25 protein-coding genes are annotated in these 13885 nt (G+C 63.3%); all 25 read right to left on the minus strand.

Annotated features, from left to right (window positions below; genetic code table 11):
- Nucleotides 1-55: 55 nt before the first annotated feature.
- The 25 genes from rpsM to rpsJ all read right to left on the minus strand — a co-directional run bounded on the left by rpsM (nt 56) and on the right by rpsJ (nt 13693).
- Nucleotides 56-424, minus strand: coding sequence for a 30S ribosomal protein S13 (gene rpsM, locus BG023_RS11245; protein WP_069310533.1), 369 nt, complete (start codon nt 422-424; stop codon nt 56-58).
- A 257-nt stretch (nt 425-681) separates the two neighbouring features.
- Nucleotides 682-1479: an SRPBCC family protein gene (locus BG023_RS11250; protein WP_190315762.1), complete on the minus strand. Its 798-nt coding sequence runs from the start codon at nt 1477-1479 to the stop codon at nt 682-684.
- 8 nt (nt 1480-1487) lie between these two features.
- Nucleotides 1488-2135: an adenylate kinase gene (locus BG023_RS11255; protein WP_069310535.1), complete on the minus strand. Its 648-nt coding sequence runs from the start codon at nt 2133-2135 to the stop codon at nt 1488-1490.
- Between the two features lie 104 nt (nt 2136-2239).
- A complete protein-coding gene (secY, locus tag BG023_RS11260; RefSeq protein ID WP_069310536.1) occupies nt 2240-3604 on the minus strand; it encodes a preprotein translocase subunit SecY in 1365 nt (454 codons plus the stop codon).
- A 140-nt stretch (nt 3605-3744) separates the two neighbouring features.
- The gene (rplO, locus tag BG023_RS11265) at nt 3745-4269 is read right to left on the minus strand and encodes a 50S ribosomal protein L15 (RefSeq protein ID WP_069310537.1); all 525 of its coding nucleotides are present in this window, start codon (nt 4267-4269) and stop codon (nt 3745-3747) included.
- Between the two features lie 73 nt (nt 4270-4342).
- Nucleotides 4343-4519, minus strand: coding sequence for a 50S ribosomal protein L30 (gene rpmD, locus BG023_RS11270; RefSeq protein ID WP_069310538.1), 177 nt, complete (start codon nt 4517-4519; stop codon nt 4343-4345).
- A gap of 6 nt (nt 4520-4525) precedes the next feature.
- On the minus strand, nt 4526-5236 hold the full coding sequence (gene rpsE, locus BG023_RS11275; protein WP_083234667.1) for a 30S ribosomal protein S5: 711 nt from the start codon (nt 5234-5236) through the stop codon (nt 4526-4528).
- Nucleotides 5237-5238: 2 nt separating this feature from the next.
- Nucleotides 5239-5583: a 50S ribosomal protein L18 gene (rplR, locus tag BG023_RS11280; protein ID WP_069310539.1), complete on the minus strand. Its 345-nt coding sequence runs from the start codon at nt 5581-5583 to the stop codon at nt 5239-5241.
- A 1-nt stretch (nt 5584) separates the two neighbouring features.
- Nucleotides 5585-6118: a 50S ribosomal protein L6 gene (gene rplF / locus BG023_RS11285; RefSeq protein WP_069310540.1), complete on the minus strand. Its 534-nt coding sequence runs from the start codon at nt 6116-6118 to the stop codon at nt 5585-5587.
- Entirely contained in the window at nt 6118-6513 is a 396-nt protein-coding gene (gene rpsH, locus BG023_RS11290) for a 30S ribosomal protein S8 (RefSeq protein ID WP_069310541.1), read from the minus strand. The genes rplF and rpsH overlap by 1 nt, the downstream gene beginning before the upstream one ends.
- A 10-nt stretch (nt 6514-6523) precedes the next feature.
- Nucleotides 6524-6829 (minus strand): 30S ribosomal protein S14, encoded by a 306-nt coding sequence (gene rpsN / locus BG023_RS11295; protein WP_069310542.1) that lies wholly within the window; start codon nt 6827-6829, stop codon nt 6524-6526.
- A 42-nt stretch (nt 6830-6871) separates the two neighbouring features.
- A complete protein-coding gene (gene rplE / locus BG023_RS11300) occupies nt 6872-7453 on the minus strand; it encodes a 50S ribosomal protein L5 (RefSeq protein WP_069310543.1) in 582 nt (193 codons plus the stop codon).
- Entirely contained in the window at nt 7446-7766 is a 321-nt protein-coding gene (gene rplX / locus BG023_RS11305; RefSeq protein ID WP_069310544.1) for a 50S ribosomal protein L24, read from the minus strand. Before rplX ends, rplE begins: the two co-directional genes overlap by 8 nt.
- Nucleotides 7766-8134: a 50S ribosomal protein L14 gene (gene rplN / locus BG023_RS11310; RefSeq protein WP_069310545.1), complete on the minus strand. Its 369-nt coding sequence runs from the start codon at nt 8132-8134 to the stop codon at nt 7766-7768. The genes rplX and rplN overlap by 1 nt, the downstream gene beginning before the upstream one ends.
- A 75-nt stretch (nt 8135-8209) precedes the next feature.
- Nucleotides 8210-8500 carry a 30S ribosomal protein S17 gene (rpsQ, locus tag BG023_RS11315; RefSeq protein WP_069310546.1) on the minus strand — a complete coding sequence of 97 codons (291 nt, stop codon included), beginning with the start codon at nt 8498-8500 and terminating at the stop codon, nt 8210-8212.
- A 12-nt stretch (nt 8501-8512) separates the two neighbouring features.
- Nucleotides 8513-8725, minus strand: coding sequence for a 50S ribosomal protein L29 (rpmC, locus tag BG023_RS11320; protein WP_069310547.1), 213 nt, complete (start codon nt 8723-8725; stop codon nt 8513-8515).
- Nucleotides 8725-9159, minus strand: coding sequence for a 50S ribosomal protein L16 (gene rplP / locus BG023_RS11325; RefSeq protein WP_069310548.1), 435 nt, complete (start codon nt 9157-9159; stop codon nt 8725-8727). The genes rpmC and rplP overlap by 1 nt, the downstream gene beginning before the upstream one ends.
- An 11-nt stretch (nt 9160-9170) precedes the next feature.
- Nucleotides 9171-9866, minus strand: a complete 696-nt coding sequence (gene rpsC / locus BG023_RS11330; RefSeq protein WP_069310549.1) for a 30S ribosomal protein S3 — start codon at nt 9864-9866, stop codon at nt 9171-9173.
- 1 nt (nt 9867) lies between these two features.
- Nucleotides 9868-10245: a 50S ribosomal protein L22 gene (rplV, locus tag BG023_RS11335; RefSeq protein ID WP_069310550.1), complete on the minus strand. Its 378-nt coding sequence runs from the start codon at nt 10243-10245 to the stop codon at nt 9868-9870.
- Nucleotides 10245-10520, minus strand: a complete 276-nt coding sequence (gene rpsS / locus BG023_RS11340) for a 30S ribosomal protein S19 (RefSeq protein ID WP_069310551.1) — start codon at nt 10518-10520, stop codon at nt 10245-10247. Before rpsS ends, rplV begins: the two co-directional genes overlap by 1 nt.
- A 6-nt stretch (nt 10521-10526) precedes the next feature.
- Nucleotides 10527-11363 (minus strand): 50S ribosomal protein L2, encoded by an 837-nt coding sequence (gene rplB, locus BG023_RS11345; protein ID WP_069310552.1) that lies wholly within the window; start codon nt 11361-11363, stop codon nt 10527-10529.
- A gap of 23 nt (nt 11364-11386) precedes the next feature.
- A complete protein-coding gene (locus BG023_RS11350) occupies nt 11387-11695 on the minus strand; it encodes a 50S ribosomal protein L23 (RefSeq protein WP_069310553.1) in 309 nt (102 codons plus the stop codon).
- Complete coding sequence (gene rplD / locus BG023_RS11355; RefSeq protein ID WP_069310554.1) at nt 11688-12311, minus strand: 50S ribosomal protein L4; 624 nt, start codon at nt 12309-12311, stop codon at nt 11688-11690. Before rplD ends, BG023_RS11350 begins: the two co-directional genes overlap by 8 nt.
- A 3-nt stretch (nt 12312-12314) precedes the next feature.
- Entirely contained in the window at nt 12315-13109 is a 795-nt protein-coding gene (gene rplC, locus BG023_RS11360; protein ID WP_069310555.1) for a 50S ribosomal protein L3, read from the minus strand.
- A gap of 272 nt (nt 13110-13381) precedes the next feature.
- On the minus strand, nt 13382-13693 hold the full coding sequence (gene rpsJ / locus BG023_RS11365) for a 30S ribosomal protein S10 (protein ID WP_017665146.1): 312 nt from the start codon (nt 13691-13693) through the stop codon (nt 13382-13384).
- Between the last annotated feature and the right edge of the window lie 192 nt (nt 13694-13885).

The following is a 13885-nucleotide window of genomic DNA, read 5'->3' on the forward strand; positions in this document are numbered from 1 at the left end:
TTAAATGTCCTCTAGCTCGTCAGAAGGAAAAAGCGTCAGCGGCTAAGCCGCCAGCTTACTTCTTCTTGCCCGCGATGGGCTTGGCCTTGCCCTTGCGGGTGCGGGCGTTGGTGTGAGTGCGCTGGCCGCGAACGGGCAGACCGGCACGGTGACGCAGACCGCGGAAAGCGCGCAGGTCCATCAGGCGCTTGATGTTCATCGCGGTCTGACGACGCAGGTCGCCTTCCACGGTGAAATCGGCGTCGATGGTTTCGCGGATACGCAGCACTTCCTCATCGGTGAGGTCCTGCACGCGTGCGGTGTGCGGGATGCCGAGCTTGTCAGCGATCTGGACAGCCGTGGTACGACCGATCCCGTGAATGTAGGTGAGCGCGATGATCACGCGCTTGTTGGTGGGGATATTGACCCCGGCAATACGAGCCACTTATTTCTCCATGCTCCACAGGGACTTTAGCACCCAAAAGGGCCGCCCCTATCTCAACGCTCATTCATTCTCGTGCCCGTTTGCCGAGGCGATCCGCATTGGCGGGGGCGCAAACGGCAAAAAGCCCGGTCGGCACGCGCGAGGGCGATGCCTGCCGAACTTGCTTCGAACATGTCGAATGAGCCGCGCGCATAGGCTGATTCGTTGGAGAGGTCAACCGCCCCTACAACGACGTCCGGCTTGCCCTGCCAGTATGCTCAGAACTGCGGAGCCTTGTCGAGATCGGCGAAGGCATCTTCCACCGATGCGGGCTTGGCGGCAGGCTTGGGTGCGGCCTCTGCGGCGGGTTTGGCAACTGGCTTGGCGACGGGCTTCACCACCGGCTTGGCCGAAGGAACGCTCGCGGGCTTTTCCTCCGGCGCAGCAACTGCATCCTTGGTTTCGGCAGCCGGAGCCGCTTCGGCTGCCTGCGGTTCAGCTACCGGAGTCACCACGACCGGCCCGAGCGTCTTGGCAAGCGCCTTCAGCTGGATCCCCATCACCCCGTCAACCGCCTTGGAGATCACCGGGATCTCGTAGCGCATCGACCCGCCGACATTATATTCCCAAACGATCCGGGTGCCCTGCTCCACCGTGCTGATGGCGATAGTGAGCACGCCGACTACCGGCTCGCTCTGCAAGGGGCCAAGCGCACCCGTCATCCGCAGTGCCTGTTCGGGATAGGCTTGGATTACCCGCATATGCTCGACACTTCCCTGGAGCGTGAAACGCTCGGGCTCGTCGACCGCGGGGATGGTCTCGCAGAAGCATCCGCCCGCTTGCGGGGTGAGCGTGAGATTGGCCGCATCGCCCGACCAGGTGTGATCCGAGGTCCACCACTGCGCGGGCGAAATCAGCGCCAGCCACACCTCTTTGGGGCTCGCTTCGACCAGCACCTCGTGGCGCGAGACAAAGCCAGCGTCGGAAGAACGGGTAACTTCGGCGGCGGCGGGTGCGGCAAGGGTCAGCGCAGCGCCTGCCAGTGCCGCCACGCAAAGGGCACGAGCGCTGCTCATCGCCCGCCTCAGCCCTTGAGGATCGCGTCGATCTGACCGGCCACCGTGTCGATCGCAGCCATGCCATCGACCCGGGCGACGATGCCGCGCGCTTCGTAGCCGGGCAGGATCGGCGCGGTCTTGGCGCGGTATTCCTGCATCCGCATCCGCACGGTTTCCTCGTTGTCGTCCGGCCGGCGCTTGAACTCGGTGCTGCCGCACACGTCGCACACACCCGGCTTGGCCGGCGGATTGGCGGTGTCGTGATAGAGCGCGCCGCAATTGCCGCAGGAAAAGCGCCCGGTAATGCGCTCGACCAGCGCGTCCTCGTTCACTTCAAGCTCGATCACGTGATCGAGTGCGCGGCCGTTTCGCGCCAGGATCGCATCGAGCGAATCCGCCTGGGCGGCGGTGCGCGGATAGCCGTCGAAGATTGCGCCGGTTTCCGGGCCCATCGCGGCGAGTTCGGCGTCGATCAGGTCGGAGACGATTTCGTCCGACACCAGCTCGCCGCGCTCCATCACGGCCTTGGCCTTGAGGCCGACCGGGGTGCCGGCCTTGACCGCTGCGCGCAACATGTCGCCGGTGGAAAGCTGGCGCATCCCGTGTCGTTCGACGAGGCCGGCACTCTGCGTGCCTTTGCCTGCTCCGGGAGGGCCAAGAAGAATGATGTTCACGAACCGTCCCCCATTGTCGCCTCAGGCTTCGCGGCCGGGGCTTGCTTGCAGACTTGCGGGTTCAACCATGCGCTGGCTGTCGTCAAGTGGACATGCGCCAGATGTCAGCGCAGCTTCCCCTTGAGCTTGGCCTTCTTGATCAGATCGCCATACTGGTGGGCGAGCAGATGCGACTGCACCTGGGTGATCGTATCCACCGTCACGTTCACCACGATCAGCAGGCTGGTGCCGCCAAGGAAAAGCGGAATGCCGGTCTGGGCGATCATCCATTCGGGCAGCACGCAGACCACGGTAAGATACAGCGCGCCGACCACGGTGATGCGCGTAAGCACATATTCGAGATAATCGGCGGTGCGCTTGCCCGGACGGATACCGGGAATGAAGCCGCCGTTCTTCTTCAGGTTGTCTGCCGTTTCCTCGGGGTTGAAGACAACCGCGGTGTAGAAGAAGCAGAAGAAGATGATCCCGATCGCGTAGAGCGTCATATAGAGCGGCTGGCCGTGCGCGAGATACTGGTTGATCTGCTGGAGGATCGAACCGCCCGTGGTGGTGGGATCGATCGAACTGCCGGCAAACTGGGTGATCGTCAGCGGCAGCAACAGCAGTGAGCTGGCGAAGATCGGAGGGATAACGCCTGCGGTGTTGATCTTGAGCGGCAGGTGCGAACGTTCGGCCTGCATCATGCCGCGTTGGCTCGCCCGCTTCGGATACTGGATCAGCAGGCGGCGCTGGGCGCGCTCCATGAACGAGATCAGCAGGATCAGGCCCACCACCATCGCGAAGAAACCGATGATGATCCAGGGCGCGATCGAGCCGGTGCGGCCCCCTTCGAAGAGGTTGGTCGCAAAGCTCGGAAACTGCGCCACGATGCCCGCCATGATAATCAGCGAAACACCGTTGCCGATGCCGCGGCTGGTGATCTGCTCACCCAGCCACAACAGGAACATGGTGCCGCCAACGAGGCTGATCACCGCTCCGACACGGAACAGGTAGCCGGGATTGACCACAGCCTGCAGGCCGCTCTGGGCGGCGAAAGTTTCCAGCCCGACAGCGAGGAAGTAGCCTTGGATCGCACACAGCAGCACCGCCCCATAGCGGGTGTACTGGTTGAGCTTCTGGCGACCGCTGGCGCCTTCCTTCTTGAGCGCGGCGAGCGCCGGGTGCAGCGCCGAGGCCATCTGCACAACAATCGATGCCGTGATGTAGGGCATGACGCCGAGCGCAATGAGGCTCATGCGCTCAAGGCTGCCGCCCGAAAATGCATTGAACAGATCGAGGATACCGCCGCGGGTCTGGTCGTAGAGATCGCCCAGGATCAGCGGATTGACGCCGGGCAGCGGCACAAAGCTCAGGAACCGGAAAACGATCAACGCCCCGATGGTGAACCAGATGCGTTGCTTGAGCTCTGTCGCCTTGGCAAAATTGCCCAGGTTCAGGTTGCTCGCGATATTGTCGGCGCGTGATGCCATGTCGTCTCGTCGATCCTAGCTCTTGATCCGGGCGCGCGGGGCTCGCGAACAGGCCCGAAAAGGGGCCGCTGCGGCGCGCGAGAGCGTAAATAGGGAGCGCGGGGGCTCTTGTCGAACCCCCGCGCTCACCATTTCGTCGATTACTTCGCCTTGGCGGCCTTGTTGGCGTCGCGGCGGGCGAGCTTCTTTTCGTGCTCGGGGGTCGGGGCAGGCGCCACTTCGACCTTGCCGCCGGCCTTTTCGACCGCAGCGATCGCACCCTTGGTGGCACCGGTCACAGCGAAGGTCGCCTTGGCGGTGATTTCACCCTTGCCAAGCAGACGCACGCCGTCCTTGCCGCCACGCACGAGGCCGGCTGCACGCAGCGCTTCCTCGGTGATGGTGCCCTTGGCGTCGAGCTTGCCGGCGTCGATGAACTTCTGCACCATGCCGATGTTCACTTCGGCGTAGTCCTTACCGAACGGGTTGTTGAACCCGCGCTTCGGCAGGCGCATGTGCAGCGGCATCTGGCCGCCTTCGAAGCCCTTGATGGCCACACCCGAACGGGCCTTCTGGCCCTTCTGGCCGCGTGCCGAGGTCTTGCCCTTGCCCGAGCCGATACCACGGCCGACACGGACGCGGCCCTTGCGGGCACCGGCGTTGTCGCGGATGTCATTCAGTTTCATAGTCGTGCACTCGCTTTCGCTTTTGTCGCGCTGAGAGATGGAAAGCCCCGCCGGAGCGGGGCTTGCCGGATGTTTAGTCGATCACCTGGACCAGATGCGGGATCTTGGCGATCGCGCCGCGCACCTCGGGGGTGTCCTGACGCTCGACGATCTTGTGCATCTTGTTCAGCCCCAGACCGATGAGGATCTGGCGCTGGCTTTCCGGGCGACGGATCGGCGAACCGATCTGCTTGATCTTGATGGTAGCCATCTGGGATTACTCCACAATCGCCGCAGCGTCGGCTTCGGCCTCGGCTGCGCTGGCCCCGCCCCGACCCAGGAGGTCGGCAACCTTCTTGCCGCGACGCTGGGCAACCGACTTCGGCGAAGTCTGCTCCTGCAGAGCGTCAAAGGTGGCGCGGATCATGTTGTAGGGGTTCGAGGTGCCGACCGACTTGGTCACCACGTCGGCAACGCCGAGGCTCTCGAACACGGCACGCATCGGACCACCGGCGATGATGCCGGTCCCCGGAGGCGCGGTACGCAGGGTCACCTTGCCCGCGCCGAAACGGCCGTTGCCGTCATGGTGCAGGGTGCGGCCTTCCTTGAGCGGAACGCGGATCATCTTCTTACGCGCCGAAGCGGTCGCCTTGGTGATCGCTTCAGGCACTTCGCGAGCCTTGCCATGGCCGAAGCCGACGCGGCCCTGGCCGTCGCCGACCACAACCAGCGCTGCAAAGCCGAAGCGCTTGCCGCCCTTCACGGTCTTCGAGACGCGGTTGATGTGAACCAGCTTCTCGATGATGCCGTCATCTTCTTCCTGCTTGCCGCCGCGACGATCGTCACGGTTGCCGCGACCGCGACCACGGCCTTCGCCGCCTTCACGATTGCCGCCCCGGCCACGGCCACGACGGCCCTGGGTTTCGCCGGCGTCGCCGCCGATGTCGCCCGCCACGTCGACGGTGTCGATGGTGTTTTCGTCAGCCATTATCAGAACTCCAGCCCGCCTTCGCGGGCGGCATCGGCCAGCGCCTTGACGCGGCCATGGAACAGGAACCCGCCACGATCGAACACGACCGAGGTCACGCCCGCCTTCTTCGCGGCTTCGGCGATTGCCTTACCGACTTCGGCAGCGGCATCGACGTTCGCGCCGCTTGCCTTGGCGCCGAGCGTCGAGGCAGCAGCAACGGTGCGGCCGGCCGCATCGTCGATGATCTGGGCGTAGATGTGGCGACCGGTGCGGTGCACCGACAGACGAGGCTTGCCACCGGCACGCGCGCGGAGCGCGGTACGGACGCGGCGACGGCGCCGTTCGAACAGAGAAAGCTTTGCCATCTTACCTCTTCTTCCCTTCCTTGCGGAAGATATACTCGCCGCGATAGGCGATACCCTTGCCCTTGTAGGGCTCGGGCTTGCGCCAGCGGCGGATTTCGGCGGCAAACTGGCCAACGGCCTGCTTGTCGGTGCCGGAAATCTCGATCGTGGTCTGGTCCGGGGTCTTCACTTCAAGACCTTCGGGAACCGGCAGATCGACATCGTGGCTGTAGCCCAGCTGCAGCTTCAGATTGCGACCCTGCGCGTTGGCACGGTAGCCGACGCCCTTGATGTCGAGGATCTTGGTGAAGCCAGCGCTGACGCCTTCCACCAGGTTCGACACCAGCGTGCGCTGCATGCCCCAGAAGGCGCGTGCCTGCTTGCTGTCATTGGCCGGCTTGACCGAGATCGCGCCTTCCTCGAGCGAGTAGGAGATCAGGTCCGACAGGCCCAAAGTGAGAGTGCCCTTGGGCCCCTTCACGCTGAGCGTGCCGTTTTCGATGGTGGCCGTCACCCCGCCAGGGATCGCCACCGGCTTTTTGCCGATGCGGCTCATCAGAACACCTCCGCCAGCACTTCGCCACCGACGTTGTTGGCACGTGCTTCGGCATCCGACAGCACGCCCTTGGGGGTCGAGACGATGGTGATGCCCAGGCCGTTGCGGACAGTCGGGAGCTCCTTCGAGCCCGAGTAGATCCGGCGGCCAGGCTTCGAGACGCGCGCCACGTGCTTGATCGCGGGTTCGCCTTCGAAATACTTCAGTTCGATCCGCAGCGCCGGGTGCTTGCCCGAATTGTCTTCGGTGTAGCCACGGATGTAGCCTTCACGCTGAAGCACTTCGAGCACGCTGGCACGCAGGTTGCTCGCCGGAGTCAGGACAGAGTCCTTCTTGGCGCGCTGGCCGTTGCGGATGCGGGTGAGCATGTCACCCAGAGGATCGGTCATTGCCATTATTCAGTCCTCACCAGCTCGACTTGGTCAGACCGGGGATCATCCCGCTGTTACCGAGTTGGCGCAGTTCGATACGGTTGATGCCGAACTTGCGGTAATAGCCGCGCGGGCGGCCGGTGGTGGCGCAACGGTTGCGCACCCGGGTCGGGTTCGCGTTGCGCGGAAGCTCTGCCATCTTGAGCCGGGCGACCAGACGCTCGGTCTCGTCAAGCGATTCATCGGCAGCGATCGCCTTCAGCTTCTCGTACTTCGCAGCGTACTGCTTCACGAGCTTCTTGCGACGCTCATTCTTGTTGATGGAACTCAGTTTCGCCATGGACTTAAGCTCTCTTGCCTTGTGTCTCTAGGGGGAAGCGGCTCACGCCGCCTCCTTCTGTTCGGTCTTGGCCTCGCCCTGGAAGGGGAAGCCGAACAGACGCAGCAGTTCGCGCGCCTCTTCGTCTGTCTTCGCGGTGGTGGTGACGATGATGTCCATCCCACGCACCTTCTCGATCTTGTCGTAGCTGATTTCCGGGAACACGATCTGTTCCTTCAGCCCCATCGCGTAGTTGCCGCGGCCGTCGAACGACTTGGCGTTCAGCCCGCGGAAGTCACGGATGCGCGGCATGGCCACGGTCACCAGACGATCGAGGAATTCGTACATACGCTCGCGGCGCAGGGTCACCTTGCAACCGATCGGCATGCCTTCACGCAGCTTGAACTGCGCGATCGACTTCTTGGCCTTGGTGATGACCGGCTTCTGACCGGCGATCAGCGCCATTTCTTCGGCAGCGGTCTGGACCTTCTTCTTGTCCTGGCTCGCTTCGCCCACGCCCATGTTGAGCGTGATCTTTTCGAGTTTGGGGACTTCAAGACGGTTCTTGTAACCGAACTTCTCGGTCATCGCCTTGACGATTTCGGTCTCGTACTTGGCCTTCAGGCGGGGGCTATAATCAGCCATTGATGGTCTCCCCACTCTTCACGGCGACGCGCACCTTCTTGCCGTCCTTCTCTTCGAAGCGGACGCGGGTGGGCTTGCCGGTCTTGGGATCGGCGAGCGCAACCTTCGAGATGTGCATCGGCGCCGGGAACCGGTCGATGCCACCCTGCGGGTTGAGCTGGCTGGGCTTGCGGTGACGGGCGACGATATTCACGCCTTCGACAACGACCTTGCCGTCCTTCGGCATGACCTGGGCGACCGTACCGGTGCGGCCCTTGTCCTTGCCGGACAGCACGACGACGCTGTCACCCTTCTTGATCTTGGCGGCCGACATTACAGCACCTCCGGCGCAAGCGAGATGATCTTCATGAAGCCCTTGGAGCGCAGTTCGCGCACCACGGGGCCAAAGATACGGGTGCCGATCGGCTCCTCGTTCTTGTTCACGAGCACCGCAGCGTTGGTGTCGAAGCGGATCACGGTGCCGTCGGGACGACGAACGTCCTTGCGGGTCCGCACGATCACGGCGCGGTGAACGTCGCCCTTCTTGACCTTGGTGCGCGGCTGCGCCTCCTTGATGGAGACGACGATCACATCGCCGACGCCCGCGGTACGACGCTTCGACCCGCCCAGCACCTTGATGCACTGGACGCGCTTGGCGCCGCTGTTGTCCGTGACGTCGAGATTGGATTGCATCTGGATCATTGATCCGGTTCCTTCTCAATGGCTTTCCGGGACGCCCGATCCGACCGGGGCCCGGGAGTTCCGATTACGCCTGTTTCAGTTACCCGCAGCTGCCACGTCGAGGTCGGCTTCCACCGCCTGAACGCCGCCCGCCACGACCCGGTCCTTGACGATCCAGGTCTTGGTCTTCGACATCGGACGGGTCTCTTCGATCCGCACCACGTCGCCCACGGTGTATTCGTTGTTCTCGTCGTGCGCGTGATACTTCTTCGAACGACGGATGATCTTCCCGTAGAGCGGGTGACGCACCTTGCGTTCGACCTTCACGGTCACGGTCTTGTCAGTCTTGTCGGAGGTCACAGTCCCGACGAGGATGCGCTTGGGCATTGTGCTTACTCCTTACGCCTTGGCGGCGGCGGCTTTGGCCGCACGCTCGCTCTGCAGCGTCTTGATCTGCGCGATGGTCCGGCGCACCTGACGGATGCGCGAGGGGGCCTCGAGCTGGTTGGTCGCAGCCTGGAACCGCAGATTGAACTGCTCGCGCTTGAGCTCGGTGAGCTCGGCGGTAAGCTGATCATCGGTCTTGGTGCGAAGGTCCGCGATATCGGCCATTATTCGCCTCCCAGGTGGCTGGTGTCGCCGAGACGGGCAACAACCTTGGTCTTGATCGGCAACTTCATCGCCGCACGCTCGAACGCTTCAGCCGCGAGCGGACCGGCAACGCCGTCGAGTTCGAACAGGATGAGGCCCGGCTTAACCTTGGCTGCCCAATATTCGATCGAGCCCTTGCCCTTACCCTGACGGACTTCGGCAGGCTTCTTCGACACCGGCACATCGGGGAACACGCGGATCCAGAGACGGCCCTGACGCTTGATGTGACGGGTGATCGCACGACGCGCAGCTTCGATCTGGCGGGCGGTGACGCGCTCCGGCTCCAGCGCCTTAAGGCCATAGGAGCCGAAGTTGAGGGTGGTGCCACCCTTGGCTTCGCCCTTGATCCGCCCCTTGAACTGCTTGCGGAACTTGGTTTTCTTCGGTTGCAACATGATCTGTTACCTCAACGAGCCGGACGGACGCCGGAAGTTTGCGCTTCCATCATCAGGCGGTCCTGCGCGGTCGGATCGTGAGCGAGGATCTCGCCCTTGAAGATCCACACCTTGATCCCGATGATCCCGTAGGCGGTGAGCGCCTCGGTCTCGGCGTAATCGATGTTCGCACGCAGCGTGTGGAGCGGCACGCGGCCTTCGCGGTACCATTCGACGCGGGCGATTTCCGCCCCGCCGAGACGGCCGCCGCACACGATCTTGATGCCTTCGGCACCCAGACGCAGCGCCGACTGCACGGCACGCTTCATCGCCCGGCGGAACGCCACGCGGCGAACCAGCTGATCAGCGATGCCCTGGGCGACGAGCTTGGCATCGATTTCCGGCTTGCGGATTTCGACGATGTTCAGCTTCACTTCGCTCGCGGTCATGGTCGCCAGCTTCGAACGCAGCTTTTCGATGTCTGCGCCCTTCTTGCCGATGATCACGCCGGGACGGGCCGCATAGATCGACACGCGGCACAGCTTGGCCGGGCGCTCGATCACCACCTTCGAAACCGCCGCCTGGGGCAGGTTCTTCATGATGTACTTGCGGATCGCGACATCTTCCTTGAGCAGCTGTGCATAGTCACGCCCTTCGGCGTACCAGCGGCTGTCCCAGGTGCGGTTGATCTGCAGGCGCAGACCGATCGGATTGCTCTTCTGGCCCATCTTACGCCTCTTCTGCTTCGCGAACCACGATCCGCAGCCGGCTGAACGGCTTGAGGATCCGGGTCGACTTGCCGCGACCACGGGTGTGGAACCGCTTCATCGTCACCGACTTGCCGACCGAGGCTTCCGCCACGATGAGCGCATCGACGTCGAGGTTGTGGTTGTTTTCAGCGTTGGCGATCGCCGAGGCGAGCACCTTGCTCGCATCGCGTGCCATCGCCCGCTTCGAGAAGGCGAGGATGTTCATCGCCTCTTCGGCCTTCTTGCCACGGATCAGAGCAGCAACGAGGTTGAGCTTCTGCGCCGAACCACGGATGGTGGTGCCGACGGCCAGCGCCTCGTTATCGCCCACGCGGCGGGGTGCCTTTGCCTTGCCCATTAGCGCTTGCCCTTCTTGTCGGCAGCGTGGCCGGGGAAGGTGCGCGTGGGCGCAAATTCGCCAAGCTTGTGGCCGACCATTTCTTCCGAAACCGAAACGGGAATGAACTTGTGCCCGTTGTAGACATTGAAGGTGAGCCCGACGAACTGCGGCAGAATCGTCGAACGCCGCGACCAGGTCTTGATCGGCTTGGCGTTGCTCGCTTCCTGCGCGCTTTCAGCCTTCTTCAACAGGCTCAGCTCGACAAACGGACCTTTCCAGACGGAACGTGCCATCGTCTCTTACCTCTTCTTCTTCGCGTGACGCGAACGGATGATCATCTTGTCCGTCTGCTTGTTATGGCGCGTGCGGGCACCCTTGGTCGGCTTGCCCCACGGGGTCACCGGATGACGGCCACCCGAGGTGCGGCCTTCACCACCACCGTGCGGGTGGTCGACCGGGTTCTTCGCAACGCCGCGGGTCAGCGGACGCTTGCCCATCCAGCGGCTACGGCCGGCCTTGGCAAAGTTCTGGTTGGCGTTGTCGGGGTTCGACACCGCACCCACCGTGCCCATGCAATCGGCGCGCAGGTAACGCTGCTCGCCCGAGTTGAGGCGCACGATAACGAAGGTGCGGTCACGACCAACGACCTGCACATAGGTGCCGGCCGAACGGGCGATCTGGCCACCCTTGCCCGGCTTCATCTCGACGTTGTGGCAGATCGTGCCTACCGGCATCTGACCCAGCAGCATCGCGTTGCCCGGCTTGGTGTCGACCTTCTCGCCGGCCACAACCTGATCACCGACAGCCAGACGCTGCGGGGCGAGGATGTAGGCCTGCTCACCGTCTTCGTACTTCACGAGAGCGATGAACGCGGTGCGGTTCGGGTCATATTCCAGACGCTCGACGGTCGCCGGCATGTCCCACTTACGACGCTTGAAGTCGATGAAGCGGTACTTCTGCTTGTGACCACCGGCGATGCCACGCGAGGTGACATGACCCTTGTTGTTGCGGCCACCGGTCTTGCGCTTGCCTTCGGTCAGCGCCTTCACCGGCTTGCCCTTGTAGAGCGCCGACTTGTCGACCAGAATCAGACCGCGGCGAGCGGGACTGGTCGGCTTGTAGTTCTTGAGTGCCATTGTTCGTGTCCTGTCCCTTGGCCTCAGATACCGCTGGTGATGTCGATCATTTCACCCTCGGCAAGGGTGACAATGGCCTTCTTCACGTCGGAACGCTGATAGGTCTTGCCCTTCCAGCGCTTGGTCTTGCCCTTGGCGACCAGGGTATTCACGGCGACGACCTTCTTGTCGTAGATCGCCTCGATCGCTTCCTTGATCTGGGGCTTGGTCGCATCCTTGGCGACCTTGAAGACCACAGCGTTCTGTTCCGACGCCAGCGTCGACTTTTCAGTGATGTGCGGCGCGAGGATCACGTCATAGTGACGCGCATCGACGGTCTGTTTCTTAGCCATTGAAGCGCGCCTCCAGCTTTTCGACAGCGGCCTTGGTCAGCACCAGCGTGTCGTGGTTGAGGATGTCGTAGACGTTGGCACCGATCGCCGGGAGCACGTTGATGCCCGGGAGGTTGCCAGCGGCCTTCTTGAAGCCGGCATCGACCTGCTCGCCGTCGATCACCAGCACCTTGCCGGTCAGACCGGCCTTGGTGAGGTGGCCCTTGAGCGCCTTGGTCTTGGCGTCCTTCAGCTCGAGGCTGTCGACCACGACGAGTCCGGTCTTGGCCTTGGTCGAGAGCGCCATCTTGAGGCCGAGTGCACGGACCTTCTTGTTGAGCGACTGCTCGAAGTCACGCTTGCGCGCACCGTGAGCCTTACCGCCGCCGATGAAGATCGGAGCCTTGCGGTCGCCGTGACGGGCAGTGCCGCCACCCTTCTGCTTGCCGAACTTCTTGCCGGTGCGGGCCACGTCCGAACGCTCGCGCGTCGGGCGGGCGGTGCCGCGGCGATTTTCGAGCTGCCAGGTCACGACCCGGTGCAGGATGTCGGCGCGCGGCTCGATGCCGAACACGTCATCCGACAGTTCGATATCGCCCGAGGCCTTACCCTCGATGTTCTGAACCTTGATCTTCATGGCTCAGCCTTCCTTGTTTTCTTCGGTGGCCGGCGCGTCGGTTTCGACAGCTTCGGTCACGATGACGTCTTCGGCAGCAGCTTCGACCACCGAGGGGGTCTCGTCAGCCACGGGAGCCTTCTTTTCGAGAATGGCACCGGGGAACGGCAGGCCTTCGGGGGCAGCCAGCTTCACCGCGTCACGAACGAGCAGCCAGCCGTTCTTCGCGCCCGGGACCGAGCCCTTGACGAAGAGAAGACCGCGCTCGGCGTCGGTGCGGACGATTTCGAGGTTCTGCTGGGTGCGCTGACGGTCGCCCATGTGGCCGGCCATCTTCTTGCCCTTGAACACGCGGCCCGGATCCTGACGGTTACCCGTCGAACCGTGGGCACGGTGCGAGATCGAAACACCGTGGGTGGCGCGCATACCGCCGAAGCCCCAGCGCTTCATAGCGCCGGCAAAGCCCTTACCCTGGGTGTGGCCGGTGATGTCGACCATCTGGCCGGCAATGAAGTGCTCGGCGCTGATGGTGGCGCCAACCGGGACCAGCGCATCGGCGCTGTCGACACGGAATTCGGCAACCTGCTTCTTCAGACCGACATCGGCCTTGGCGAAATGTTCACGCTGCGGCTTGGCAACGTTCTTCTGCTTGGCTTCGCCCGCGCCGAGCTGGACAGCGAAATAGCCATCGCGTTCAGCGGTGCGGTGCGAAACAACCTGGCAGTCTTCCAGCGCGAGAACGGTCACAGGCACGTGCCGTCCGTCCTCCTGGAAGAGGCGGGTCATCCCGACTTTCTTTGCGATAACGCCGGTGCGCATCGTCAGTTCACTCCTCAACAGAGGCACCCTACGGACCATCCGCAAGGTGCGTGTGAGACCGCGCGCAAAAGCCCGCAGCCCCGTTCAGCCCGAATTGTCACGCATCGCCCCGTCCGGGCTGAGTGCTCCGCTGGCCGGGTGGCCGCTGGAGCGAGACGGGGGACGCAGCCCGGAGAGTTTCTCCGGCGGTATCCACCCTATCGTCAGGCGGGGCATCTTGGTGCCCCAACGATAGAGGCCCCCTGCCGAAGCGGGGGGCATTTCGGCTGGCCTTAGGCCAGCTTGATCTCGACGTTCACGCCGGCAGCCAGATCGAGCTTCATCAGCGCGTCGACGGTCTGGGCGTTGGGCTGCACGATGTCGAGCAGCCGCTTGTAGGTGCGAACTTCGAACTGCTCGCGCGACTTCTTGTCGACGTGCGGACCGCGGTTCACGGTAAACTTCTCGATGCGCGTCGGCAGCGGAATGGGGCCACGAATAAGAGCGCCAGTGCGGCGGGCCGTATCAGCGATCTCACCAGTAGCCTGGTCGAGAACGCGGTGGTCGAACGCCTTGAGGCGAATACGGATATTCTGAGCTTCCATGTCCTACTACCGATGCGAAAGAGCCAAGGAGCAGCCGGTTGCCCGGCATTTCCCAAAAACAAAGGCCGGCCCCGCTGTTTCCGGTTTCCCGTGAGCGGGCGGCCTTCTTCAAAACTCGTGTCAGACGAAACGCGAATCTCGTCTGCGGATGCGCGCCTATACGGAGAGCGCCCCGGTATGGCAAGGGCCAAC

The organism is Porphyrobacter sp. LM 6, assembly GCF_001720465.1.
In the GTDB taxonomy this organism is placed as follows: domain Bacteria; phylum Pseudomonadota; class Alphaproteobacteria; order Sphingomonadales; family Sphingomonadaceae; genus Erythrobacter.

Bases quoted from the DNA above. Each gene is read 5' to 3' on its own strand.
- rpsH (WP_069310541.1), bottom strand. From the start codon at position 6,513: ATGGCAATGACCGATCCTCTGGGTGACATGCTCACCCGCATCCGCAAC.
- rpsE (WP_083234667.1), bottom strand. From the start codon at position 5,236: ATGGCTGACGAAAACACCATCGACACCGTCGACGTGGCGGGCGACATC.
- BG023_RS11250 (WP_190315762.1), bottom strand. From the start codon at position 1,479: ATGAGCAGCGCTCGTGCCCTTTGCGTGGCGGCACTGGCAGGCGCTGCG.
- rplF (WP_069310540.1), bottom strand. From the start codon at position 6,118: ATGAGCCGCATCGGCAAAAAGCCGGTGGCGATCCCTGGCGGGGTGACG.
- rplP (WP_069310548.1), bottom strand. From the start codon at position 9,159: ATGTTGCAACCGAAGAAAACCAAGTTCCGCAAGCAGTTCAAGGGGCGG.
- rplD (WP_069310554.1), bottom strand. From the start codon at position 12,311: ATGAAGATCAAGGTTCAGAACATCGAGGGTAAGGCCTCGGGCGATATC.
- rpsN (WP_069310542.1), bottom strand. From the start codon at position 6,829: ATGGCGAAACTGAGTTCCATCAACAAGAATGAGCGTCGCAAGAAGCTC.
- rplB (WP_069310552.1), bottom strand. From the start codon at position 11,363: ATGGCACTCAAGAACTACAAGCCGACCAGTCCCGCTCGCCGCGGTCTG.
- rpsQ (WP_069310546.1), bottom strand. From the start codon at position 8,500: ATGCCCAAGCGCATCCTCGTCGGGACTGTGACCTCCGACAAGACTGAC.
- rplN (WP_069310545.1), bottom strand. From the start codon at position 8,134: ATGATCCAGATGCAATCCAATCTCGACGTCACGGACAACAGCGGCGCC.
- rplX (WP_069310544.1), bottom strand. From the start codon at position 7,766: ATGTCGGCCGCCAAGATCAAGAAGGGTGACAGCGTCGTCGTGCTGTCC.
- rpmD (WP_069310538.1), bottom strand. From the start codon at position 4,519: ATGGCTACCATCAAGATCAAGCAGATCGGTTCGCCGATCCGTCGCCCG.
- rplR (WP_069310539.1), bottom strand. From the start codon at position 5,583: ATGGCAAAGCTTTCTCTGTTCGAACGGCGCCGTCGCCGCGTCCGTACC.
- rplE (WP_069310543.1), bottom strand. From the start codon at position 7,453: ATGGCTGATTATAGCCCCCGCCTGAAGGCCAAGTACGAGACCGAAATC.
- rplC (WP_069310555.1), bottom strand. From the start codon at position 13,109: ATGCGCACCGGCGTTATCGCAAAGAAAGTCGGGATGACCCGCCTCTTC.
- rplV (WP_069310550.1), bottom strand. From the start codon at position 10,245: ATGGGCAAGGCAAAGGCACCCCGCCGCGTGGGCGATAACGAGGCGCTG.
- rpsJ (WP_017665146.1), bottom strand. From the start codon at position 13,693: ATGGAAGCTCAGAATATCCGTATTCGCCTCAAGGCGTTCGACCACCGC.
- rpsC (WP_069310549.1), bottom strand. From the start codon at position 9,866: ATGGGCCAGAAGAGCAATCCGATCGGTCTGCGCCTGCAGATCAACCGC.
- rpmC (WP_069310547.1), bottom strand. From the start codon at position 8,725: ATGGCCGATATCGCGGACCTTCGCACCAAGACCGATGATCAGCTTACC.
- rpsS (WP_069310551.1), bottom strand. From the start codon at position 10,520: ATGGCACGTTCCGTCTGGAAAGGTCCGTTTGTCGAGCTGAGCCTGTTG.
- BG023_RS11350 (WP_069310553.1), bottom strand. From the start codon at position 11,695: ATGGCTAAGAAACAGACCGTCGATGCGCGTCACTATGACGTGATCCTC.
- secY (WP_069310536.1), bottom strand. From the start codon at position 3,604: ATGGCATCACGCGCCGACAATATCGCGAGCAACCTGAACCTGGGCAAT.
- rplO (WP_069310537.1), bottom strand. From the start codon at position 4,269: ATGAAACTGAATGACATCCGCGACAACGCCGGTGCCCGCAAGGGCCGC.